General features: G+C 43.1%; 21 protein-coding genes. 5 read left to right on the forward strand and 16 right to left on the reverse strand.

Annotation, left to right across the window (positions count from 1 at the left end):
- Positions 1-58 precede the first annotated feature (58 nt).
- The 4 genes from MAS10914_RS0112065 to MAS10914_RS0112085 all read right to left on the reverse strand — a co-directional run bounded on the left by MAS10914_RS0112065 (position 59) and on the right by MAS10914_RS0112085 (position 4,593).
- A complete protein-coding gene (locus tag MAS10914_RS0112065) occupies positions 59-1,105 on the reverse strand; it encodes a 1-acyl-sn-glycerol-3-phosphate acyltransferase (RefSeq protein ID WP_017316193.1) in 1,047 nt (348 codons plus the stop codon).
- A 797-nt stretch (positions 1,106-1,902) separates the two neighbouring features.
- Complete coding sequence (locus MAS10914_RS36155; RefSeq protein WP_269635050.1) at positions 1,903-2,031, reverse strand: hypothetical protein; 129 nt, start codon at positions 2,029-2,031, stop codon at positions 1,903-1,905.
- 85 nt (positions 2,032-2,116) lie between these two features.
- Positions 2,117-3,301, reverse strand: a complete 1,185-nt coding sequence (locus tag MAS10914_RS0112080) for an aspartate aminotransferase (protein ID WP_017316196.1) — start codon at positions 3,299-3,301, stop codon at positions 2,117-2,119.
- A 119-nt stretch (positions 3,302-3,420) separates the two neighbouring features.
- Positions 3,421-4,593, reverse strand: a complete 1,173-nt coding sequence (locus tag MAS10914_RS0112085; protein ID WP_017316197.1) for an iron-containing alcohol dehydrogenase family protein — start codon at positions 4,591-4,593, stop codon at positions 3,421-3,423.
- Positions 4,594-4,907: 314 nt separating this feature from the next.
- Here MAS10914_RS0112085 and MAS10914_RS0112090 point away from each other — a divergent pair, with 314 nt between their 5' ends.
- The gene (locus MAS10914_RS0112090; protein ID WP_017316198.1) at positions 4,908-5,396 is read left to right on the forward strand and encodes a peptidoglycan-binding domain-containing protein; all 489 of its coding nucleotides are present in this window, start codon (positions 4,908-4,910) and stop codon (positions 5,394-5,396) included.
- 335 nt (positions 5,397-5,731) lie between these two features.
- Here MAS10914_RS0112090 and MAS10914_RS0112095 read toward each other — a convergent pair whose 3' ends face one another.
- From MAS10914_RS0112095 to MAS10914_RS0112130, 8 genes are all read right to left on the reverse strand, one after another.
- Positions 5,732-6,253 carry a Ycf51 family protein gene (locus MAS10914_RS0112095; protein ID WP_017316199.1) on the reverse strand — a complete coding sequence of 174 codons (522 nt, stop codon included), beginning with the start codon at positions 6,251-6,253 and terminating at the stop codon, positions 5,732-5,734.
- Between the two features lie 77 nt (positions 6,254-6,330).
- Positions 6,331-7,299 carry a lysylphosphatidylglycerol synthase transmembrane domain-containing protein gene (locus tag MAS10914_RS0112100; protein WP_017316200.1) on the reverse strand — a complete coding sequence of 323 codons (969 nt, stop codon included), beginning with the start codon at positions 7,297-7,299 and terminating at the stop codon, positions 6,331-6,333.
- Between the two features lie 8 nt (positions 7,300-7,307).
- Positions 7,308-10,619, reverse strand: a complete 3,312-nt coding sequence (locus MAS10914_RS0112105; RefSeq protein ID WP_017316201.1) for an ArnT family glycosyltransferase — start codon at positions 10,617-10,619, stop codon at positions 7,308-7,310.
- On the reverse strand, positions 10,616-12,061 hold the full coding sequence (locus MAS10914_RS0112110; RefSeq protein WP_017316202.1) for a tetratricopeptide repeat protein: 1,446 nt from the start codon (positions 12,059-12,061) through the stop codon (positions 10,616-10,618). The genes MAS10914_RS0112105 and MAS10914_RS0112110 overlap by 4 nt, the downstream gene beginning before the upstream one ends.
- Positions 12,062-12,142: 81 nt before the next feature.
- Positions 12,143-13,663, reverse strand: a complete 1,521-nt coding sequence (locus tag MAS10914_RS0112115) for an efflux RND transporter periplasmic adaptor subunit (protein WP_017316203.1) — start codon at positions 13,661-13,663, stop codon at positions 12,143-12,145.
- A 7-nt stretch (positions 13,664-13,670) separates the two neighbouring features.
- Positions 13,671-14,897, reverse strand: a complete 1,227-nt coding sequence (locus MAS10914_RS0112120) for a glycosyltransferase family 4 protein (protein WP_017316204.1) — start codon at positions 14,895-14,897, stop codon at positions 13,671-13,673.
- Positions 14,898-15,092: 195 nt separating this feature from the next.
- Positions 15,093-15,959, reverse strand: a complete 867-nt coding sequence (locus MAS10914_RS0112125) for a glycosyltransferase family 2 protein (RefSeq protein WP_017316205.1) — start codon at positions 15,957-15,959, stop codon at positions 15,093-15,095.
- Between the two features lie 537 nt (positions 15,960-16,496).
- Positions 16,497-17,699, reverse strand: a complete 1,203-nt coding sequence (locus MAS10914_RS0112130) for a hypothetical protein (RefSeq protein WP_017316206.1) — start codon at positions 17,697-17,699, stop codon at positions 16,497-16,499.
- Positions 17,700-17,725: 26 nt separating this feature from the next.
- Between MAS10914_RS0112130 and MAS10914_RS36160 the strand changes: the two genes are divergently transcribed.
- Complete coding sequence (locus MAS10914_RS36160) at positions 17,726-17,857, forward strand: hypothetical protein (RefSeq protein ID WP_269635051.1); 132 nt, start codon at positions 17,726-17,728, stop codon at positions 17,855-17,857.
- A gap of 262 nt (positions 17,858-18,119) precedes the next feature.
- Here MAS10914_RS36160 and rfaE1 read toward each other — a convergent pair whose 3' ends face one another.
- The 3 genes from rfaE1 to pedR all read right to left on the reverse strand — a co-directional run bounded on the left by rfaE1 (position 18,120) and on the right by pedR (position 20,630).
- Positions 18,120-19,148: a D-glycero-beta-D-manno-heptose-7-phosphate kinase gene (rfaE1, locus tag MAS10914_RS0112135; RefSeq protein WP_017316207.1), complete on the reverse strand. Its 1,029-nt coding sequence runs from the start codon at positions 19,146-19,148 to the stop codon at positions 18,120-18,122.
- A gap of 109 nt (positions 19,149-19,257) precedes the next feature.
- Positions 19,258-19,911: a DUF6391 domain-containing protein gene (locus tag MAS10914_RS0112140; protein WP_017316208.1), complete on the reverse strand. Its 654-nt coding sequence runs from the start codon at positions 19,909-19,911 to the stop codon at positions 19,258-19,260.
- Between the two features lie 437 nt (positions 19,912-20,348).
- Positions 20,349-20,630 (reverse strand): photosynthetic electron transport-dependent transcriptional regulator PedR, encoded by a 282-nt coding sequence (pedR, locus tag MAS10914_RS0112145; protein WP_017316209.1) that lies wholly within the window; start codon positions 20,628-20,630, stop codon positions 20,349-20,351.
- 462 nt (positions 20,631-21,092) lie between these two features.
- On the opposite strand from pedR, the gene MAS10914_RS0112150 reads away from it, so the two are divergent.
- From MAS10914_RS0112150 to MAS10914_RS0112160, 3 genes are all read left to right on the forward strand, one after another.
- Positions 21,093-22,076, forward strand: coding sequence for a carbohydrate kinase family protein (locus tag MAS10914_RS0112150; RefSeq protein WP_017316210.1), 984 nt, complete (start codon positions 21,093-21,095; stop codon positions 22,074-22,076).
- 851 nt (positions 22,077-22,927) lie between these two features.
- Positions 22,928-23,146 (forward strand): hypothetical protein, encoded by a 219-nt coding sequence (locus MAS10914_RS0112155; protein ID WP_017316211.1) that lies wholly within the window; start codon positions 22,928-22,930, stop codon positions 23,144-23,146.
- A gap of 296 nt (positions 23,147-23,442) precedes the next feature.
- Entirely contained in the window at positions 23,443-23,721 is a 279-nt protein-coding gene (locus tag MAS10914_RS0112160; RefSeq protein ID WP_017316212.1) for a hypothetical protein, read from the forward strand.
- Positions 23,722-23,951: 230 nt separating this feature from the next.
- Here MAS10914_RS0112160 and MAS10914_RS0112165 read toward each other — a convergent pair whose 3' ends face one another.
- Positions 23,952-24,548 carry a glutathione S-transferase family protein gene (locus MAS10914_RS0112165; protein WP_017316213.1) on the reverse strand — a complete coding sequence of 199 codons (597 nt, stop codon included), beginning with the start codon at positions 24,546-24,548 and terminating at the stop codon, positions 23,952-23,954.
- Between the last annotated feature and the right edge of the window lie 74 nt (positions 24,549-24,622).

The following is a 24,622-nucleotide window of genomic DNA, read 5'->3' on the forward strand; positions in this document are numbered from 1 at the left end:
GTTTGCACACGGTTATTTAACCGGACATAATATGAGTTTAAAAACTTTTATTCAAAATTCAAAACTCTTCAGTTCTAACTGTTTTGTTTAACAACTGATCGATTTGACCTTGGAGTTTTTCTCGTAATTGTTGTGCTTTTTGATAAGCCTCTGATCTTTTTGTCTTATCGCCATTTAACTCTGCTGTGTATAAAGGCTGAATAGCGTAACGCAAGCGACTTCTCATCGCCCAGACTCCCATTGATGGAAAGAGAATAAATAATGGTATTAAAGGTGATATAGGCAAAAATGGTAAATTTAATAGCTTCTGCAACTTTTTAATATTTAAAGTCCAAGGATGTAAATTTTCATTACCGATGCAAATAACAGGCAAGATAGGAATTTGATAACGTTGGCTTAATTGAATAAAACTTAAATCAAAAGTTTCTAGTTGATAACGTTTTCCCCAACCTTTTCTCGGTCCGCGTAAACCTTCTGGTGCATATAAGAGAATTTTACGTTCTTGTATTGCAGCCTCAAAATCATTTAACTCTGCTCTCACACCACCTAAAACCTTTGACCATCCGGGTGGTAACCACCAAATGACCCAAGGATGGTCAAACAAAGATATACCAGCCAACGGTTGCACCAACCATCCTTGTGTTTTACTTAATAGATAACCTAACGTTAAAAAGTCCCAGGGAAAACACATTCCTGCATGATTCATTGCCACAATCATTGGTCCTGTTTGTGGCAATTTTTCAATGTTATGCAACTCTCCGCGAAAATAATATTTAACAATTGGAGCAATAACTTCATATCGAAAAGCTTTTTGATAATTTGGGTCAAATTCACCTACTTCACTACGAGGTGAACGACAGCCTAGCCGTAACCAGCGAATGAAAAGTGCTATGTAAAATCCACCGGGAATCAAAAATAACCCATACTCCAACCAATTCCAACCATCTGGATCTTTGTGATAGTGTTGCCAGTGGCGGTTGAATACAATCAGCCATCCAGGAGGATACCACAGACAAAACCGATCAAACCAGCCAAAGTTATATTGTTCAACTGATGTTTTTTCAAGTTGAGGGTTGAAAAGGTTATCAGAGTGTTGATTAATCACAATAGCTGAACAGCTTTCAAAACAATTGGCTTGGTAATTCTAGCTTTAGAAACTTCTAGTTGCCATCTTACTGCGGACTAAGTTTCCTGCTTCCCCTGCTATTTTCAAGTGAAGTCTTGTACTGAGTTTTTTTCAAAATTCAAATAGGACTGCTATATCACCAAAAAGCTTTTGAAACAACTGTGACTACTACACCCCATTACCTATTCCCCCTAAGGGGACGAAGTACAACAGACTTCTTGCAAAAGTGAATAATCTTGAAAATAAAACCGCAGATGGACAACGGACACTTGCTATCTCCTGCGGAGACGCTGCGCGTAAGTCCGGAGGACAGGCTGCGCCAACACGTAGTGTGCGCTTTGCGCTTACAACGGGGGGCTTTGGGGTCCCCACGGAGGAGCCAGCCGCGTGGGCGGGTCTCCCGACTTGAGCGGACTGGCGTTGGGGTTGGGGGGAGACCCCCCTCCGGGTATGCCTGCGGCACGCCTGACGGCGTTGGCGTAGCCTGTCCGCAGGACTCACGCCAGTCACCTGGGCGCGGGAAACCCCTTCGGGTATGCCTGAGCCTTCGGCACGGCTGCGCCGAACGGCACGCCTGACGGCGTTGGCGTAGCCTGTCCGCAGGACTTACGCCAGTTGCCTAGGTCGGGAAACCCTCCTTCAGCACTGGTCTCACCTCCTGCAGCACTGGTCTCACCTCCTGCAGCACTGGTCTCACCTCCTGCAGCACTGGTCTCACCTCCTGCAGTGCTGGACTCACCGCAACGCAGTGCCCTCCAGATAAACACAGATAAATATCAGTGTTTATCTGTGGTTTCATATAAAAAAATATACTTTTGCAAGAGTTCTAACAAGCAGCAAGCGATCGCCCTTTGGGCGGCTTCCTTTGGGAGCATCGCCTCTAGAGCACCTTTTCCACATCCCATGAAAAGTCAGAGATACACACAGATAAACAACATCTATCTGTGTATTCTATGGGACGTCGCCCAAAAGGCATCTACAAATTTGTGTTTATTGAAAGCGGATATTAGCTTGTTTGAAACGGTGCAACGCTTCACCCAGGCGATCGCAATCTGCAATCAAGCTAATTCGCACATACCCTTCACCCGCAACTCCAAAGGCATTACCTGGAGTGACAACGACACCAGTCTGTTGCAATACCTTGAGAGCAAAATCTGTGGAACTGATGCCAACAGGACAAGGAACCCACAGATACATTGTTGCCTTGGTTTTACTTAGATTCCAACCTAACTGTGCCAAGCCTTGAATAAGAAAATCGCGGCGGGTACGGTAGCGTTCTTGTACCTCATGTAAATAATCATCGCTCAGTTGCAATGCGGTTTCTGCTGCCGTTTGCAATGCTGCAAAAATGCCATAATCCAAGTTCGTTTTCAGCGTCCGCAAACCTTGAATGATATGGCGGTTCCCAACCACAAAACCAACGCGCCAACCTGCCATGTTGTAGGTTTTGGAAAGGGTATGAAACTCAACGCCAATGTCTTTGGCGCCCGGAATTTCTAACAAACTCGTCGGTTGATAGCCATCAAAAGCGAGCTCCGCATAACACAAATCATGCACGAGCAGAATCTCATATTTACGGGCAAAGGCGACAATTTCTTCAAAAAATTCACGGGGTGCAGTTGCAGCTGTCGGATTACTGGGATAATTAAAATAGAGAATCTTTGCGCTTTGGGCAACATCCTCAGGAATTGCCCCCAAATCAATAAGCCAGTCATTCTCTGGTTTGAGAATTAAGCTGTGAACTTTTCCCCCAGCAATCACTGGACCACGAAAATGGGCAGGATAGGCTGGAGAGGGGACTAGAATCAAGTCACCTGGATTAATGTAGGCTATGGCAAGATGCGCCAATCCTTCTTTAGAACCTAGAAGTGGTAATGCTTCGCTGTCTGAATCTAAATCGACTCCGTAACGACGACGATACCAGCTAGTGATGGCGTGGCGGAAACTTGCTGTACCCTCAAAAGGAGGATAGCCATGATTGGCAGGATTTTGCAAAGCTTTGATCGCCGCTTCTATGACTGGTTGCGGTGTTGCACCATCCGGGTTTCCCATACCCAAATCAATCAAATCCAGCCCTTGCTCTCGTGCTTTAGCCTTGAGTTCATCTAGACGGGCAAATACATAGGGTGGTAATTTCTGTATGCGTTCAGCTGGGGCAATCCAATCTAATGTCATCGAAGGAGTTATCAATTATAAATTATGAATTATAAATTATGGAAGGTGAGAAACGAAGAATTATGAATTATTCAGTCATCACAATTCATCGTTTCTCTGGGATTGATGTGATCCAATAATTACTCAACCTCATTCACAACAGGCGTTAAACCCATATGAGTGCGTCCTTCTGCTGGCGCAGTGGTGGAAACCATCGCCGCCATCAATTGTTCTACTGCAACTTTAAATGGGAGTCGGTGGATGTCAGAATGAGGATCTAGAGCAATTTCAGCAGCTTTTTGCAATTCGCCTAGGGTGATGTTGCCTAATCCTAAATCGCCCAATTTTTGGGGTAATCCTATCTCTGCGTAAAACTTTAATAATTGTTGCCGTGCCGCAGCTGCCAGTTGATTGCCTTGTACCATCTCTTCTAAACGCAGTTGCACCAAGATACCGTAGGCGACTTTTTCGCCATGAATGCTGCCACTTTTAGAAATGTGAGTTAAACCATTGTGTATGGCATGAGCCGCAACCGTACGACACTGTGCGCCTCCTAATCCCCCAATAACTCCAGCAAGGAGAACCGTTGCATCTACGACTTGTTGCCAAGCTTCGCTACCAGGTTCTTTAAGCGCATCGGCAGATTTTTGGAAGAGGATATCTCGCAAAACTCGCGCTTGTTGCACTGCGGCTATGATTAAGGTTTGTTCTGAGTGTCCGCTGCTGACTGAGGCTTCATACCATTTGGCGATCGCATCCCCTATTCCCGCTACAAGGGTACGTTGGGGAGCAGTTTTAATCAAGTCGTAATCGAGTATCAGTAAATCAGGACAACTTGTCAATGCCACATCGTAGAGAAATGCCCCTTCATCAGAATAGACATTCGATAGAGCAGTCCAAGCCGCACAGGTAGCCGCTGAGGTGGGAATTGTCACCACTGGCAATTGCAACTGGTGAGCAATTAATTTAGCCGTATCTAGTGCTTTACCACCACCAACACCAATAATAACATCGGTTTTATGTTCTTTTGCTACCTTACGTAAAGCTTTCAAGCTGGCTTCACTACAATCAGGAGTATAAGAGGCTTGGGCAATATGTAGCTGTTGTTGTTTCAGCAGTGGTTGCAAGTGTTGGGTGACAGCAAGAGTCTGTTCACCTCCCACAACTAGGGGACGACTTCCCAAACGAGCGATCGCATCAGTTGCTTGTGCCAATATCTGCGAGCCACGGATGACCTTTGCTGGAGCTACGCAAAGAGTGAGTAATGAACTAGAGGTTGGAGTAGACAAAGTTTCAGTCGATGGATTGGGCATATCACTAATTAACAAATTAACAGTAGCACTTCTAAATATTTTGGAGAACCTTGCCCTTTTGGGGAAAAGGTCATGGGTCATGAGTCCATAGTCCAATAAATTTTGACTATTCTCTTTCCCCTAGTGATCGTAATTACCAGATTTATATATTAACAAAAATTAATTAATGTTTTATTTTGTAATCATAAAAAATTACCACTTTGTTAATACCAGTATGGTTTTTGAACCTGTCATAATATCCCTGAGTATGAGGCGGCATCAGTAGTTAAAAAACTATCGTTAAATAACAAACATTAATTTCTATGAGAGGGAATATGCCATCAACAAGTGATGCCAGGGACACCAGGGAAGAGACAGTGCAAATACAGTCAAGCAAGGCAGTACTACGGCAAGGTTCTAAAGGTAAAGCCGTGGAGGAACTGCAAAACCTCTTGTCTTATTGGGGTATTTATACAGGACCTATCAATGGTGAGTTTGAACCACAGACCGAACAAGCCGTTAAAGAATTTCAGCGGCGAGTCTTTCTGCAAGAAGATGGGATTGTAGGAGAGCGAACTTGGCGTGTGCTTGCCACGGGCGCGCCTGTCGATATGCCAGAATTAAGTAAAGGCTGCAACGGAGAATTGGTAAGGAAAGTCCAGCGCGTTCTCAAATCAACCTGTGATTACATAGGATGGATTGATGGGGATTTTGGACCTCTGACAGAGTCAGCGCTGACAAGCTTGCAACGGCGCTGTGAACTATCAGTGACAGGTGTTGTGGAAGAGAAGACCTGGTATGCCTTAAGTAAAATATCTCAGTAATACAGCACATTGCAAGTAGGTGAAGTACAACGCGCTTTGTATAAAAGCCAGACACAGAGCCAATTTTACTTCTGACTTCTGACTTTTGACGGATGCATTCTGCTGTATAAAGTGATGAATAGACTTGTTGCAAAAGTCAATTATCTTTAAAAATAAACCACAGATAAACACAGATGCACACCGATGAATTATCTGTGTTTATCTCGTGTAGCCTAGGTAGGGCACGGCTTACGCCTACATCTGTGGTTTTATATAAAAAAATGTACTTTTGCAAGAGGTCTAATTAAGAGTTAAGAGTTGTGCATCCTTAACTCTTAACTCCTCACTCTAACTTTTCAAGAGATGGATTTGGGTAATTGGGCGAATTTGTCCTGGTAAATCTCGATCGCCATCTGAGAATCTTCACGAGAAGCGAGCGATCGCTTGACTTGACCCAAGTATAATGGTATGGAAATTCCAGGTTCCGGGTGGACAATAGTACGCGCTCGAATAGTCAACTGGTTATCTGTCAGTGTCCCCAAGCGACCATAAGAATACAAGTCACTAGCTGCTTGACGTAGGGTAGCTTCTAATTCTGATGGGGTAATTTGTGATGGGATACTAATGACCGTTTGTGTTGCTCCGTTGTCATAAACCCGACTGTACCTTACTGCACCTGGAATGACAGTGCGAGACAAGGGTGTCAATGATAAAGCAAATAGACCGCCGGTCAGCACCAGCATAAAGCCTGTCGAACCAATGAGTCGAAAGCGAATACCCCATTTGAAAATAAAACCCAAAACTGCCACAGCAGCAAATACTATTGTTGCAATACCCGACCACTGGGTGTATTTGAGAAAGTCAGCAGGTGTGAACATAAAAGTTGGCTACTAGTCAGTGTCTTCTTAACTCGTTTTTGCTACACCTATTTTAGGAGTTTCGTGTATCGTAACTATCAATCCACCTTACCCTGCCTTGCCAGGCGAAATCCTGTAGAATCCAAAAGCAAAATCACCAAACCTGGCAAACTCAACAACCAACTTAAAGCTGTAATCGTCAAAGATAGCAGTAGGGCTTGCTCCGCAGTCAAACCAATGCGATTGAACAGATAAACCCATAAACCCTCTTTTAGCCCCAGCCCTCCCAAAGAGATGGGAAGCAAAGTTACCACAACGATGATAGGAATAAACACTAAAAGTTGTAAATAAGAAATAGGGATTTTCAGCTGTTGCGCCACAAGGTAATGGTAGTAGACTATCGCTAGCTGAAGTAACATCGAAAGTCCCATTGATAAAGCTAGAGCTTGGCGGTGTTGGGCAAATTTTCGCAATAGAATTTGAATTTTGGCAAAACGAGTCGCCACTTTGCTCAGACGCAACTTTTCCAACCACGGCTCTGCCCAAATTAACAGCTTAGGACTTGATATCAGCAGAACTGCTCCTACAAGACTTGCGACACAGGTGAGAAATAGCAAAATAATATCCCAACGCCCCACTAATTTAAAAGCAGGTGGCAGACCAATTAAAGCCAAAGCTGATAAAGCCGCCAGTCCTGTAAATCTTTCTAAAAAGACAGATACGACTGCGACCTCTGAGTCTTTAGTATGTTTAGCAACCCGATAAACTCGATAAACATCTCCACCAAGCGCACCTGGGAGAAAAATATTGAGAAACATTCCAGCAAAATAGCTACTGACCAGACTACTCATTGGTGCTGAATGACCACTAGAATTAAGAACTATCTGCCAGCGCCAGCAACTTAAATATTGACAACCTGTGTAGAAGAGTAAGGCAAAGATAATAAAAGGGAAAGAGAGATGTTGAAAATGAGTCCACGCTTCCTCAAAATCTATGCGAGTGAAGACTAATGCCAGTAGACCTATACTAATTATTGTTTTGATAAATGTTATAGGTTTGATTTTCATTGTTATGCTTAATAAGCTCCTAAATCTTTACCTTTGTTGGGTTTGCGACTTGGTAATCCATCTTCTGGCTGCCATAAACGTAAGCGAGTCCCAAATGAGTCAATAATTGGTTTACCCAAAGTTTCAATATATTGCCAAGTATCAGCGTTAAATCTACTTTTTCTTACATCATCCACATGAATCCACACACGCTGAGATTTCTCTAAAATACGATTTATCTGGTCTAAATTACTAACGACGACGCCACCAGCCCAACGGTCAATCAACCTACCTTCATGCCAGTACAATCCATCGATAAAATTGGTTCCCATTAAAAAGTAATTCAAACCACCCAGACTAATCGCTCCAAAAGAGGGAGAAGGCGAAATAACTACGTCATTTGCTTGTTTATAAGTGCGGATATATTCAAAGATTTGGGTGTTACCTCTATTAATAGCCTCTTGATAACCAGCCAAAACTCTCGTAGGTTGGATGTTGCAAACCAATAGGAGAATAGCAAAACTTAGGGCGATCGCTCGTAGAGGCAGCAATCCATTCAATAACAACTCCAATCTATTTCCTAAGCTTTCTGCTATACAAATTACACTATAGATAGCTAGCACAATAAACATAGGATAAATAGCATAGACATAACGTTCTTCTGATTGATAGCATAAAATAGTAACGACAATAACCTGAATAATTATACTTATACAAAGGTACAATAATTTATTATCCCTAACTTTAATAAAGTAGAGAAAACCTATTAAAAAACACAGACTATAAATTGTTTGTATTCTGTCAGGACCAATAAATAAATTTGCAGTCAGGTCTGTGATATCAGAAAAATGAAGCCGCAAATAAGAAGCCGTGCTATCAGATAGTGCAGCTAATGGAGTCAAAAGTCGGATAGAAGAAAACCCGAGGCAGAAGATAAAGATGATTAGGGTCATTAAACTACCCACAACAATCTGCCAGTCCTTGAATAAACGAAACGGACGATAGAAGTAAAGAAACCCAATGAAAAATGCTGGCAGTATAGTTAAGCTGATTTCTTGAGTGAGTAGAGTTAATGTCAGCGCAATAAAAAAGACGTACTGATAACGTCTACCTGCTTGCTCAATAAACCCTCTAAAAAATGACCAAAAAGATAGAATTGTTAGAAATTGTAGAACCTGGTAAAAGCGAATATTACGTGAATACCAAAGTTCCCAAGGGCTGATAGCCAAAATTGCTGTTACAAACAGAGCAATCCAAACTTTCCCTGTGATTTTACGGGCAAAGAAATAGATTAAAACAAGGGTTGCTGTACCCCAAAGTACAGAAAGAAAGCGTGCATTGACAGCAGAATCACCCACTATTCGCAGCCAAAGAGCTAATAGGTATTGATAGAAAGGTCCGCGAGTGTACCAAATACCGGAACTCGCTATTGGTGCGCCTGTGCGGAGAATTCCTCTACTGGCATCGAGGGAAGTATTTTCATCAGAATCGAAGTCGATAAAACCCAGGTGATAAACCCTCAGACCAAAACCGAAACTAACAATGAACCCCAAAAACAACCATTGACCCCATGATTGCCATGCTGACTCCGAGATGAAAACTCTTGCATTAATCCTTGGAATGCCTCTGGGTTCCTCCATAAACGAGGGAAAGTAAGAAGAAACTTTTCCCTCCCCGTTAACTTTCATCCAAAGCGGAGTTATGGCTATAATTCCACCAGAAACAAGCAGAATGAGGAAAACATTTCCCCCAACTGCCAAACCAGCAGAGGCAACGACTCCAAGGAAAAACCACAAACTCCAGCGTAGTAATGTCCCCAATTTGCTCTTGATTTGACTCAATAACAAAGTTAACAACACGATAGCCACAAACCCAATTAATATTAGGTAATTGCTTTGTGGTTGGGCAAACAGTAACCCAATTTCTGCCTCTGCATAACGATGTTTGAGTAAACCTATACCGATTAAAAATAGACTTCCCGGGGAAAGTATTGCTCCTCCTGTACTCAAGCTATCCCACCAACTCTCCCGATATCCTAGCCAAAAGCCTAAAATCCAGGCATAAACCAAAGCAAAGACAATTCCTCCTAATAGCCAAAGACTTTGATGCCAGAGGTAATTTGGATAATTGAGCAGATAGGCATTGCCTTCAAAGCTGCGGTGAAGCTGTTGTGCCTGAGGTACACCTAGAAGAAGGGTGACAGGTTGTCCCTCACCCACACCTTCTGCCCAATCAGGTGTGGGGAGGGTTAGAGATGTCCAAGTATTATCAGTGGAAAATGCGCCCACAATCTCGCCTTTTTCTGTTTCCCCCCATCCATCCAACAGAAAGTTAACAGAACCTTGTGCCAAGACTGCCTCTAAAGGATGAGCCAACCTCACCGCTAAGATGTTATTGCCAGGTTGCAGAAATTTTGTCACTTCTAAAAGATGTAACTGGTTGCCTTCCTCTGTTTTGTAATGCTGAACCAAAGCATTGTTAAGCAACAGAGAATACTCGCCATTGCCAGCAAATCGAATATAGGCACGAGAAAGCGAAGTTTGTGGGACTTGCCATACACCCCTAAGCCATACCTCGCCTTTGGAACTTTGATTTCCAGTTATCCAAGTTCCTTGTAAAGGTCGGTCAAACAAATTTTTACTTAACCGACTGTAAGTCTTTTCTTTTACCGAACCCAGTACCTTAGCTTCTGACCAACTTGCATCAGGAAAATCTAGGTCAAACCATTGAAGTGATTGGCGGGTTTCCGACAAATTCGATACCCGCCAAGAATTTGCCCCAGTTGTCAAGTCAAGGGATGTCACATCAGCTGCTGGATAAACAGCCCCCTCAACGACGACACGCGGATTTTGCTTTCCTTTTTGAATTTCCAGCGCAATGACATTTTTACCAGGACGCAAGTAAGAAGTCAGATCTACATAAGCTGTTAATTTCCAGTCTTGGGAACTCGCAAGTAAATAATTAAGGGAAGTTTGAGCACGGTAGCTATTACTGTCATTAAAATCTTGAAACGGCAACTTTAGTCCAGCACCTAATCCGAGAGAATTATTGAGAACAGTGTTTTCTTTTGCGACTCGTCGTCCATTGACATAAAGAGTAAAGTCATTATCAGCACTGAGGCGCAACCAACCAGCCTTTGCAGTATCAGGTAAATCAAAGCTGTGACGAGCATAAAAACGGTAAGTTGGTGATTGGGGTGCAATCCATTGTGCTTGTTGTGACCAAACAACGCTCTCTACAGGAGTAGGTATTTTCTCCCAGATAGAAAACCCCAACATCCCCAGTAAAAGTCCCAAGGTTAACACCAGTCCCAATGGCAGCCAACACTTTAACCGCTTCATAATGGATATTTACCCCAAGTCTTAGAGTCAACCGATTGGCGATACCGTTCCCAGGTTGTGTTCACATCGCCGTTGTTATATTCAGCCCAAGCTAAATGCAGATAAGCTTGTCCCAGTAAACCAATACTCGGCGCTTGAAAGTATTGCTGCCCATCTATGATTTGTTTGGCAACATCAGCTGATTTCTGAAATTCTCCATTCACAACTCTAGCCAACATCAAGTCGTAAAGAGCCTCAACATGACCCGGAAAAATTTGCAATGCCTTCTCAAAAAGGTCTGCTGCTGCTCCCGGTTTTCTAGTATTAGATTCGTTGAGATAATTAACTCCTTGATTAAGGATTGCTGAGACAAGATATCCTCTGACTAAAAAGTGACTGGGTTGGATATCTAATGATTTTTGAAAGTAGTTCTCTGCTTCCTGGAAATTACCTAATTTGTAGCGTTCTAGTCCCATGACAAAATTAATCAAAGCAGGTTCAGGTGCATCTGTGTAAAACTCTGCCTTTGCCAGTCGCTCCAAAAAGCTAACATCCCCTTGCAAAGGTGGATACCATGATGCTAAGGTTTGGCTAGCAGTTACGACTTGAAAATATTCACCTTTAGCGAATTGAGTATCTAGTTGATAATTCAGAATATTAGCTGCAATTATCGAAATAAAAATTGTAGATAACAATAATGCCGTTCCAGGAAGTAACAGCTTCACATCTTGAATAAAAGTATTGAGATTGTCTTCCACTTTGGCAAAATGCCCCATAGGCTGGAAGCCTGGAGCTACATCCTTCAGGGTGCCGACTATATAGGTGATATTCTCGCCATTAAGACTTGGTTCCTCTACCAAATAAAGCCCTATCAAGCTAATGACTAGACCAAATAGACTGAAAACCCAACCTTTACCAATAAAGACAAAAAGGCTGTTTTTGTAACCAAAGCCATTAAGCAGAACTTGCTCCCATGATGGTATTTGAAAAAAACGGCTGTCTTGAATAGACATCTCAAAAATTTTTGGTGGATTGTCTGGTTTATTTAAGGATATATTCTGTTTCCACTGTGCCTGAACTTCCGAAAAATTTCTCTCGACATGATTTGATACTTTTTCCTCTTGGTTGTAGTAGCTTGATGCAATGAAAGCAACAGTTGGAGACCAAGTCACAATCAAATAAGGAAAAAATAATGTGGCTATTAATCCAATCCAGAAAGTTAAGCGCAGAACACGATTGACGATTAACCTAAAGGTAAAGGCAAAACCTGAAATAACAAACAACGCTGCTAATAATCTGCCAATATTTGTTAAATAAAGATTTATACTAAAGGTTTCTAGAGCTTCTTGAGGTAAACTATACCAGGGAAAAATTGCTGCTAAAGTTAAAACTAAAAACCCAATGCCAAGGGTAATTTTATCTCTAGTTAATAATAAGTTTTGCCAATAAAGCAATTTTTTCATAAGCTGTCACGCCTTGAAGTTGCATCTTGCCAGAAAGTATGATGGTTGCCAATACTAGGTTTGTTAATTTTGAATTGCTTTCTACAACCCCTCAGCAATTGGCACGGGTGCAGGCTCGATATCAAGTTCGTCGCCAGGATTTAATGCACTAGAAGAGAGGACAACCTGTTCACCAAGGTTTAAACCTGCGAGTACTTCCCGTTGATTGTCAAATGTTCTGCCTAGCTTCACTTTTTTGACAACAGCTTTGCCTGCTTGTGCAACCATCACCATACCTTCACCAGCAGACAAATGGGTCACGGAATTTTCTGGGACAACTATGCTTTTCTTTGATTTCTGAAACTCAACATAGCCTTGTAACCCTGGCGGCATTTGCAAGTCATCAACAGCAATCCATACAGAATAAGTATACTGTTGGTCGATACCGACTTTATCACGTTTAGTTGCATTCGTTTCCACGGTAGGATTGAGCTGCATGACTCGCCCTTGAAAGGTGCGTCCCGGGTAAGCTACCAAGCGAACTGTGGCTTTATCGCCTACCTTAACAGCGTTAAGCCGTGCTTGGTCAATGTAAGCCTTAAAGACAGTATTTTGAGTTAGAGTGAGCAAAGAGGCGCGATCGCGCACATCTACAATTTCTCCACTATGAATATTAACCCTACTTACCAAACCATCAGTATTGGCATATATAACTGTTCTGTTTAAATTTCTCAAAGCTTGCTGGAGTTCTATTTTTCTGTTTTCCACGGTAAGGCGAGCATCTGCCAAATCTTTATCAAAAGTTTTTTGGGCTAGTTGTAGGGCTTGTTGAGCAGAACTCAATTCATTTTGCCGAGTCATGTAGAAATCTTGGTTGCTAAATTGCTCAGTTTGAGTATCAAGAATTCCGTGTTGAGCTGCCAAGAGTTCTCTTTTACGACTGGCATAATTATCTTCCACATCATATAGTTGAAACTTAGAAACAGCTCCTTCTTTAGCAAGCTGTTTCATTTGTTGCAGTTTGTGTTTAGCCGTTTTCAATCTCACCTGAGCAGCTTCAACATTATTTTTGAGTTCCTGCTTGGCCAGATTGTCAATTTGTTTTAGTCTGATTTTAGCTGCCTCCAGCCTTGCTTTTGCAGACCAAACGTTCTGTTTAAGAGCCAGTAGGTTTGCAGGTGCTGAGTTTTGCAAAGTCTGAAGCTTCTTTTGGGCAGTCGCGAGGTTGTTGCGAGCGGTATTCACTTGGTCTTGAAAGGCAGCCTTTTGTAACTCGAGCAGGGGTTGACCTCGACGCACCCATTGACCTTCCACCACATTAACTTTTTCTACTGGTCCTGATACCAAAAAGCGCACATCCACCTGTTGCATAGCAACAGATTCGCCTGGAGCCGCGACAGAATCCTCTAAACTTTTTTCCGCCACTGGGACAGTCTGAACTTTGATAGGTTTGCCTAAGCTGCGTTGCATGGCAGGATAACCTATATCCGAAGAGTAAAATCTTGACTCTGGGTCTTTCAAAGCAGGTAAAAGAACAGTAATAGCCAAAACCCCCATGACACTTGGGGGAGCTACTACCAAACTAATCAGAGCTGTACGAGATAGAAACTGGCTGTACTGCATCTTTGGTCTAGGCGAGAGTTTCAGACGTTGAATTCTTCAAGCAGCCATCTAAAGCAGTGGCAAAAACCTGCTCCCACATGGGGATAATGCGGGACCAGCTAAAACGGGCTTGGATATCAGCCAAACCTTTTTGCCCCATTTCTTTAGCTAGGATGGGATCTGATAACAAGGTCAGGATAGCTTGTGCCAAAGCTTTTGGGTCTTTTTCTGGTACTAGCAATCCTGTGATACTAGATTGGATCACATCTACAATACCCCCAACAGCACTGGCAATGACAGGCTTCTGGTGAGCCAAAGCCTCTATCATCACAATTCCCAAACCCTCAGTGTCACCTTTGCTATCTACAATTGCTGGCAAGACAAAGATGTCGCACCCAGCGTATTGATTGGCAAGTTCTTCTTTACTAACAAAGCCCAAGAAATCCACGAAGTTGTCTAAACCCAGAGTATTACACTGCGATTTAATTTCTTGTTCGAGAATTCCCTTACCCACAATTCGCAAGTGTACAGGTTGTTTAGCTAAAACCAAAGGTAAAGCCTCCAGTAAATATCGCAAACCTTTGCGCTCATCTAACCTACCTACAAATAGGAGCCTAGGCACCTCTGTGGGTGGACGTTCCTGGGGTGGTTTAGCTTCTATAGTCAGACCATAAGGGATAATGGTCACAGGTCTATCGTCAAGTTTCCGAATTAACTTGCAAGTGAAAGAAGAATTGGCTGTCACACCTTTGGTGAAGGGTAACAACCAGCGCAGGATATTTGCAACAAAGCCAAACTTATTAGCTAACATCAACTCAGCGCCGTGGAAACTGAACACCATTGGAATGCCAAGTAAAATACTTGCAGGTAAAGCCATCAATCCATGAGGAAAGGGCCAATGAATTTGAAGTAAGTCTGGCTTTTGTTTGTGGCACACCCAGAATAATTGCAACGTACCTAGAAAGATATACAAAGCAGCAGCAAGCAAATAAAGAGGCTGCTTTTGTAGCTTTGTAGGGGCACCATCTCGTACCAAATTTTCAAAGCGTTTTAGGCAGTAGCGGAAGCGATAGACTTTCACGCCGTCTAACATATAGCTTTTAGAAGCTTCATAAGCAGGAGCAAATACTGTGAACTTTGCCCCCGTTGGTTGCAAGCGTAAAATCGCCTCCCGCACGAAAGCACCATGATTGCCATCAGCCGTCATAGGGTAGACGGAAGTGACAACCAGGATATGCTTACCTTCAATATTCATAAGCTTAAAAACGGCGACGAACTACGCTACTTTTTCTAGTCTGTGGTTAGCTGTTGCTAAGGATGGCAATTACCTCAGGCACTGTTCCTTGCCCAATCGCTTGCTTCCCTAGGTAGTGCGCTCATTTTGTTACTAATATCACAAAGCATCCAAGACCGCGACCCATCACCGCCTTGGATACAAGGCTTCATCTTTCTACCTGATAACACCAACATCATAGCTTGTTGCTAGGTTCATTTGCTCCTCAGAGCGTCGATTAATTAGACAACCCTCAGTTTGAAACCACCACCATAATTTGACAAAATCAATAGCGGAAGTCAAAAGACGCCTTTTGCCAAATTTACTTTTCCCAGAGTACCGAGGATGCCAGGGAGTAGCAACTTCTGTGATGCGATACTTCTGCGCTGCCAGTACTGCCAATAAGTAGCGATGGGTGATTTTTTCAACGGGTAAACTAGACAATAAATCCCGACGGACTAATTTGATCCAGTTCATATCGTGGATTTTTAAACCAAAGAGCAAACGGCAGGATAAGTTGGCGAATTTAGAAGCGAAAATTTTGCCGTCGCCACGCTTTTGTCTCCAACCTGCAACTCCATCTACTCCCGGAACACAGGCTTCTACCAGTAATGGTAAATCAGTGCGAGGGTCAGACTCTAAATCTGCTTGTCCCCAAAAGACCCAATCTGTTTTGACATGCTCTAAAGCTGTCTTCCAGACTCCGGTTACACCTCGCCGTTGTGGATGACGAATCACTTTTAAAAAGTCATATTCCTGTCTGAGATCAGCGAGAATTTCGGGGCTACTATCTGTACTACCATCGTCAATCAGGAGTACTGGCAAAGTGAAGCCAAGATTCTGGAAAGTTTCCTCCAGGTTAAGCAGGAGCTTTTTCAGATTGCCTTCTTCGTTCAGAGCTGGGATGACTACTGTAATGGAACGACTTTGAGATGGGGGTAGAAGAAGCGAAAAATTTGAGGTTTTTTCCCCAATGACACCACTTTTATTCAACAACCTTGATTGGCTCAAAGTTGGGTGGATATTGGTCTGGATATTTTGCATTGCAATCCCCTTCTTTTTCTTTAAAACCCAGTAGGCTGATAGGGGTAGCGCACCTCAATGTCCTGTTAGTCAATTCTCACAAGGACAAAGGAATCAAGAGACAAACCGAACAATCAGACAGAGAACTTACTTACTTAGGAGTTACGCACTATACAAATTACCTATAATCTGCATTGTGATATTTAGTCGTTTCAGTCGCTGTTACACAACCCCGATTTGTTCACACATTTGCTGTATTGGGTGCTAGACAAGCCTGAAAACTGGCTGAAATACCCAAACTAAGTATAGTCTATTTGTTAATAATTACGTAAGCCATAGCAGTGACCAATACTGTCTGAACTGAGACACTTCTAGTTAGTTTTCCGTAAGTAAGTTTAGGCATGAAAAGGTGACAAACTCTGGACAAAAAAGTGACAAACTTGAGGCAAAACATCAGGAGTCCTGAGCATTCGTAGCAGATCAAGATAGTATTGCTTTTGTCAATTAGTGATTTTGCTGAATATGTACTCAAAGATAAGTATTAAACTTACCTTTTAACTAACTTTTTAAAGCAACATTATGGTAATATTGTGCTACTCGACGAGCGATCGCTTCCCACTTTTTGTCACCAGTCACAGATGCCCAGTAAGCAAATCCACGGATAGCTGATTTGAAGTCTACCTTTTTAACCTTACGACTTCTTCCAGTTTCTTGTCCTGCGGTGCGGGTATTCCCCTCGCTGCTGATTTCTCCCGAAGGTAAGATTTTAGTCTTCTCCCAAGAGAGTGCCTTATCTATCATCGCTTTGACTCTAGGTGTTAGAGAGTCCTTAGGAAAGTAGATAACCCACCGTTGAGCATAAACCACACCGACCATCTGATAACTAGTGTCGTAGCCACCTTTTTCTGGGTTAACACCGTCTTTTTGTTGTAGCGATAAACCGTCTTCAATTGACTGACGGGCGTAGTTAATGAGTTCTGGGTCATCAGTTAGTTTGCCTGTAAGTCCTAAAGCTGTAGCAACTAAGTAGCGGCGATGGGTGTATGGTTTGTTGTGTGTGATTCCTTTTTCCCAGACAGCCGGCGAAATCATCCATTGGGCAGCGCGATGTACCAAGGGTGTATAGTGGGCTACTTCCTTGGCGTACTTTTCTGACTGAGGAGATTGCTGTATCACCAGAAGAGTGTGAGCAACTGCTTGCACAAAGAAAGAAGTGCTGTGGAAAGAATCGCCAGTTAAGAGGAAACTTCCGTCTTCTGCTTGGTGGGCAAATCCCCAATCAAACATCTTGAATCCCGCTTCGATAGCTTTTGGATCATTTTTTATCAGCCCACCAATCACCAGTTCTTCGCCATACCGCTGCCCTTCGATATACCAATTCTCTGCCTGATTGCCTTGCCAATGGATGTTTGCACCGTTAGCTCCACTCGGTGCCATTGACTTGTATAAACCAGGTAAGCTTTGGTAGAGAACATTAGCAATCAAATCAGTTGACTCATGCTCAAAATCTGTTTTTTGGAAGAATCGAGCCGGAAATTGCCTCGTTTGCCATGCCGCCAGCCAGATCTCAGATTGCTCATTGGGGTTTTTGCTAGGGGACTTGGTAAAAACTATTATGCTTGTGAGCATTGTCAGCAATAACAACAGATGTCCTTTAACCCACCTTTTCATCAAAACTTCTCCAGTGTGCTTGGCATTTTCATAAGAAACCTTGTGGCTTGAGCCACGGGAGGAAAAACGACTTGGATGGCTATCTTCCATCAGTCCGGTTTTTAAACTTTTTCGGAATGCAGACAGTTTTCGCACTCATGCAGATTCTTACCCAACACAACGCAGGGTTAGAGAATGCTGACTATACAATTCCCGTACCTACAGAAAATCAGACTATCGCTCATCGGGATTGCATCGCTACTATATAAACGTGATAGAAGGATGGAATCCCATTGTCAAGCCTCATCCTGATGCTCCATACCGAGGTCGTATTGGCAGATGTTAAGTAGAACTGTTGCAAAAGTCAATTTTTTGAAATTAAACCACAGATGGACACAGATGAACACAGATAAATATCGGTGTTCATCTGTGTAGGCTACGGCACGGCTTACGCCTACATCTGTGGTTCAAAAAATTCATAAATCGTATTTTTGCAAGAAGTCTAGTGTCCTTAGCACCTGGTGCAGTTCGTTAACTTTCCTCCAACAACCGTTGCAACGCCACCCTCATTTCTTGGGGCGTAGTCGTTGTCGTGCCAAATTGTCGCACGACAATACTAGCCGCTAAATTACCCAAAATTGCTGCTTCCCAAGCCGACGCCCCAGCAGTTAAACCCAAAGTTAAAGCTGCTACCACAGTGTCTCCAGCACCTGTCACATCAAACACCTTAGTCTGATTAAAAGCTGGGATGTGATATTCACTCCCTTCGCGGTCAAACAAAGTCATCCCTTGCTCGCCACGAGTAATTAAGATATGCTGCGCGTGTGTCAATGCCAGTAAGTCTTGCCCTGCTTGAGTTAAAGTAGCCTCATCAGTAATTGCATAACCCACGGCAAGTTCTGCTTCCGGCAAATTTGGAGTAAATAACGTTGCCCCACGATACCGTTCCAGATGCTTTTGGGCATCCACAATTGTTCGGGAAGCAGACAGCGCCGCCGAAATGACAGCCTGAGTTAGAGTTCCATCTCCGTAGTCAGAACATACCACGGCATCTACGGAATTAATTTGTTCTTTAATATATTGAGACAACTGCACTTGCAAATCCAAGTCTGGCAAATCGTCCGATTTTCGGTCTAAGCGAACAATCTGCTGAGTCACCGATTGACGGGAATGACCAGAAATCCGCGTTTTAGTTACTGTTGGGCGATTGGAGTCAACAAAAATACCATCAGTATTGATTTGAGCAGCTTCCAGGTGACTACGTAGTGCCCTTCCCTGTTCATCTTTGCCTAAAAGCCCCACCGCTAAAACTTTTGCTCCCAGTCGAGCAAAGTTGTAAATTGCATTCGCCCCACCTCCTGGCACTTGCTTGGTGGTTTCATGGCGGAGAATTAACACTGGTGCTTCCCGAGAAATTCTTTCCACCTGACCAGTAAGAAACTCATCTAGAGTTAAATCTCCGATGACGAGCACCCGTGCAGAGGTGAATTTTTCCAACACGGAGAACAATCGGTCAGCCGAAGCACGCAGTTTAGGAGCAAAATCAGGGTCTAAAGACATATAAGGAGAGAGTACTTAACACACCAGCACATAATTTTACAATCTGGAGTGGGGGAAGTGGGGTTAATATATTTATCTCCCTCATCTCCCTTCAGTTCCCCCATTCCTCTTATTCCCGCCACTGCACCTGGATAAAATACGCTTGTCGTCCGCAAAGGTCTCGCGTACGTGTAATATTTTCAATTTTTAGGTTGAAGGGAATGGATGTTGTGAGGTAACGCTGTGCCAAAATACCAATGTCAGGGGCTAATTCAGCTGCTGTTGTCGCTGCCAACCCCAAACCTATTAGTTGCTCAATGGGTCCTCGTGGTAGCAGCAGATGCATTCCCACTGCTAGTCCAGCTGTCAGCACCATTGCTACTGATACATTTGTCCCACAACGGGGATGCACTGCCAAATCCCATTCTCCGTCAGTAAGGCGATGCAGGGCAAGTGTGACTGCACGTCGCAAATCGCTGATATTCACTTCACCATAGAGATAGAATCCCTGCTCCGTAGACAAACCGCCTAAGAGTTCGTTGTCAATTTGAAAATTGCTAGGGGTTCGTGTCGGAGCATGGACATTTTTTGATGCACTAAGAACCCAAACTGTAGCGTGTTCTAGCGCATGAACCTGCCGCAGCATCAAAATTTCTTTCAACCCTGGAATAAACGAGAGATGCCTAAGTAAATCAGCATCTTGTGTGGGCTGAGGTGCTATAAAATCAGAACTCAAAAAGTTAAAGGCAGACGAGCTACCTTGAGCAGAAGCAGAAGTATTCATTGCAACACTGCTCCCCAAGTAGATGGAGCAATATATCTTTCTTCTCAATGTAGCGTTTCAGCCCCTAGATTGTTGCTAAATTTTGTTGATTATTGGGGCTATTTGAATTTATTAAAGGCAAAATTTTCCTAAGGAGACATAGCTGCGACTAGGTTCTTCCGTCTTGAAAGCTGAGAAACCAGGGTTTCTATGCTTTATGGTTGAACCCTAAAAGGCGCTGGGTTGAGCCTTCTGTCGCGCTACTAGTATCCTCATGCGTACTGTTACAATGATTTCCAAGAGGAAACATCAATAATCTAAGATCCGAGGAAACACAACCTCTACCCAAGACGTATAATCCAGTACTCTGTGATGCTTGATTTTGAGAGGTTTACACTTATACGTAAGTTGTGAGGAGGAGAACAATAACTATTCGGTCAAATGAGCTTGGCAGTATGCTAACAATTTATCGATTTGTTCTGGTCAGGCAGAGGCAAAGGACAGCAATTTACATCATTCAAGCAGACTTTGCCCCAGTGCAAAGCCCACCGGACAAGAGCCACTCGATTATCAGTACCGGTCTTGGTGAGAATATTGCTGATATGGTTATCAACTGTACGCTTGCTGATTTCCAGTTTAGCTGCAATTTCTTGGTTAGTTAAGCCAGCGGCCACTAAGTCGATAATTTGCAGTTCTCTGTCTGACAGACTAACGGGGGTCTGAGACTCGCCACCAGCCATAGAGTTATTTTATCCTCCTTAGTATATGTACTTAATTGCTCTTTCTCATTCTAGAAGATTCTTTTGTGGGTAGGTGTTTCAAATCTAAGCATAAATACTCTTTTTGTAAGAAGTTAGAAGAAATAGAGTTTACGGAGTAGGAGAGGAAGGTAGCCACTGGGGTGTGACTGTCGTGGAAAAAAGAAGAATCAAGATTGAAAATTGAAAATATCCCTCACACCCTTATACTCCATAGCAGCCCTAAAACGGTAATATAAGTTAACAGATGCTGTATGAATTAAAACTTTAATATAAGATAACAACAGAACTTTTTCTGATGAAAAATAAGCCGTACGCAGCAATATCCACGGCTGATTTGGGTCCTAAAAATTGCTATTTAATTGTATGAACGACTGCCGACATAGTACCAGAAATTATTGTAGATTTTATACTGGCAATTCCTAATCCAAAATCTGAAATTCAATGAGCAATCCCCGTGTTTTGTGCCTGGGTGAAATTTTATTCGACCGTTTAGCCAATCAACTGGGGCGAAGGTTAGAAGAAGTTGAGTCGTGGACTGCCTACCCTGGGGGAGCACCTGCCAACGTCGCCTGTGCTTTGGTGAAGCTGGGGACACCAGCGGCATTTATCGGCTGTGTAGGTGAGGATGCACCAGGCAATGAACTGGTAAAGCTATTACAAGAAGTAGGTGTGGATACAACTGGAGTACAGCGCCATCCTACTTCCCCAACGCGGCAAGTAAATGTTGTGCGTTCCCTTGAGGGCGATCGCACTTTTGCCGGGTTTAAAGACTATGACACCACGGAATTTGCTGATACACGCCTCAAAGCCGATAAATTACCAAATAAATTATTTGACACAGCCGATTTTCTCGTTTTAGGTACTTTGGAACTCGCTTATCCTGAAAGTGGACAGGCAATACACCGTGCTCTGAAGCTAGCAGAACAGTACGATATCAAAATTTTGATGGATGTTAACTGGCGTCCTGTGTTTTGGACAAATCCTGACATCGCTCCACAAAAGATTCAAGAATTATTTAAGCAAGTAGATTTTCTCAAACTCTCAAAAGAAGAAGCCGAATGGCTATTTGATACCGCAGACCCTGGGGCAATCACTTACCGCCTTGATTCCGTTGAAGGCGTGTTAGTCACAGATGGGGAAAACGGTTGCGCTTATTGCCTTGGCGAAAATGAAGGCAAATTACCTGCCTTTTCCGTTCCCGTCGTTGACACAACTGGTGCAGGGGATAGCTTTGTTGCTGGGTTCATCCACCAGTTGCTCACTCATGGTATCCACAGCTTAAACGATTCGGCGACAGTGAAAAGAATTGTGACATATGCAAGTGCATCGGGGGCATTAACGACAATGAAAGCAGGTGCGATCGCCTCCCAACCCACCGCCGCTGAAGTGGAAGCTTTTCTTGCCTCCCATCAACTTAGGGAGTAGCACAGGAATCTAGGATATCAGCACGGCAATAAGGCGGGAAGATAATCTTCACTGTCTTTTGCCTCCACAATTGGTTGACATTCTCGGTTGAAGAATCGCCGAAATGTTGTAATAACTATGCACCTCTGCATATATAATGGTTCCATTTTGTGAACTGTAAAAAACTCGTTTGATTCTCTTGCCACTGAATTGATGATTTACTCCTGGGTAAGAATCAGGAATTGGATCTAAACCAAGAAAAAAGCAAGTAATGTGTACAATTACCCATTAAGTATTCAGGTAATTCCGAATCACTCAGCTTTGTATTTCAACTGATATATAAATCTAGCATAAGGGATACTGACGAAGTTCTGATTAGTCTGTTTAGCAAGATTAATTTAATCATTTTTTCCAATCTCCAGTAATATGTGTGCCTTACCTCATCCTGCCTCATTACTACTGCCAGATTTAAATGCATTTGCTCTGCTTTGTCACTTTTTTGTCCCGATTTTGTCACTATTAACAACTTAAACTGGTCGCATCCTAAACCAGAGAACAAGTTTTAGAGACTAAGAACGTGTACAGTTCCCTTTAGAAAAACCTAGAAGCAGGAGGACTGCTTTTGTTGTAGATATTCGTTCATAAAATGAGAAATTCGTCAAGCTTTAAGGAGCTTGCATATCATCAACACAGAGTAGACAGGAGTAGCTACGAAAAATTGACCTACTCTGAGCGAATTTACCCGCCGTTCTTAACGCGAGATCGCCCTTTGGGCGCGGCGCTTTGCGACATCACTCCTGTTCAGTGTACGGTAACAGTTTGCCTTGAAGCTAATTGCAATCTAAAAGTGTGAAAGCCACCAAGTAATTGTCATGTTTGTTACTTCATTAATCAGCCTAGGACTTGCCATAGCTTCTCTCTACATCAGTGCAAATATTGCAGATGAAATAGAGCGGCTGGTGGTTAAATTGATTGCCTTGTTCTTACTTTTTTTAAGCCTGGCTTTTGCACCCTTGCCAATCAAACTACTCATTGCCATTGCTTTGCTAATCACTGCAAAACAGACCCACACCTTGAATCAAGACAACTAAGCACAGGATTGCAAAAGTTGGTAACGAAATGAAGATGATGCATATCGTTCGTAGTCAGCACGAAGAGTGCTAAAGCACTTACTACAAATTAAAACACCACGAATTAATGCAAAGCTGTACTTAGCACTTGATTCTGCACTTGAAGAACTTGATAGAAACACAGAACTGAGGTAAGGACTATGACGTTTGTTAATAATGCGCTCTGGGTTGTGCTGATTGCTTCTATCGCCAGCGCCGTGTTATGTTCCGGACTTTGTTTAACGCTCTCTAGAACTAAAAGAGCGTGAGACGGTTGGGTGCGTTACGCCATCGTTAACGCACCTGACTTGATATATTGGTTTTTCCCTGTCAGAGAGTCACTTGGCGGTGCCCTCTTGTTGAATCATGAGTACAAAGAAGCTGAAAAAGTTTTTCGTGAGGATCTGCAACGAAACCTTCGGAACGGACGTTCACTGTTTGGCCTGCGTGAAAGCTTAAAAGCGCAACGAAGAACATCTGATGCTCAATGGGTTCAAAGCCAGTTTGAAACCGCTTGGAAAAATGCAGATACTCAACTGCGAGTGGAGGAGCTTTAAAGACAAACAATTGCTGCGTCTGTACGCTCACGTGGTTGCTGCACAAGAACAAATCGCGGTTGTCCCGACCCTCAGCCAGAACGAAGTGGAGGCAGGGTGCGGTAGGATAGCGGGGGATTAGAGCTGGGTGAATGCCTTCTATTGGACGGGATGTAGAAACCAGCCCCTCCACCAAGTAGGGGCGGGTAGTTCATACTTGTTGGTATTAGGTACACATTGGTAAATTGTGGCTATAAACCGGGCATTCCAACATACCCAGGTAATTGCTTCACGCGCTCAATCCAAGCGGCGACATTCGGGTAATCAAGGAGCGAAATTTTCGCATCGCCGACTAGTCCAATGTAGGGGAAACAGGCGATATCTGCTATGGAGGGACGCTCAAGTTCCAGCCACTGTTTTCCTACTAAGTGTTCGTTGATGCTTTTGAGAGTGTCGTGCGCTTTCTGTGTCGCTAATTCGATATCAACCTGTCTACCAAAGAGGTGATAAGCCCTTGTAGCGACAATTCCCTGTTGAATATCACAGGCTGCGGTGAATAGCCATTGCATAACTTTACTCATGGCTTCCGCTTCAGTAGGTAGCCAATCTTCTTTGCTATAGTGGCGTGCCAAATATACTAAGATTGCTTGAGCATCCCGAATTACAGTGTCTCCATCAACTAGCACTGGAACTTGACCCAATGGATTAAGCTTTAGATATTCTGGCGACTTTTGCTCAAATTCCCTGAGATGTACTAGTATTGATTCATACTCAAGGTTAAGTATTGACAGCATAAGCCGAACTTTGTGACAGTTGCCAGATAGCGTGAAATCATAAAGCTTTCGCATTAGATTATTTCCTCTTTATTGATTGCATGAGTTTGACTTACTGCATAATCAAAGAAATTAGTCGATAGAGCAAG

The sequence above is a fragment of the Mastigocladopsis repens PCC 10914 genome, assembly GCF_000315565.1.
Lineage (GTDB): Bacteria > Cyanobacteriota > Cyanobacteriia > Cyanobacteriales > Nostocaceae > Mastigocladopsis > Mastigocladopsis repens.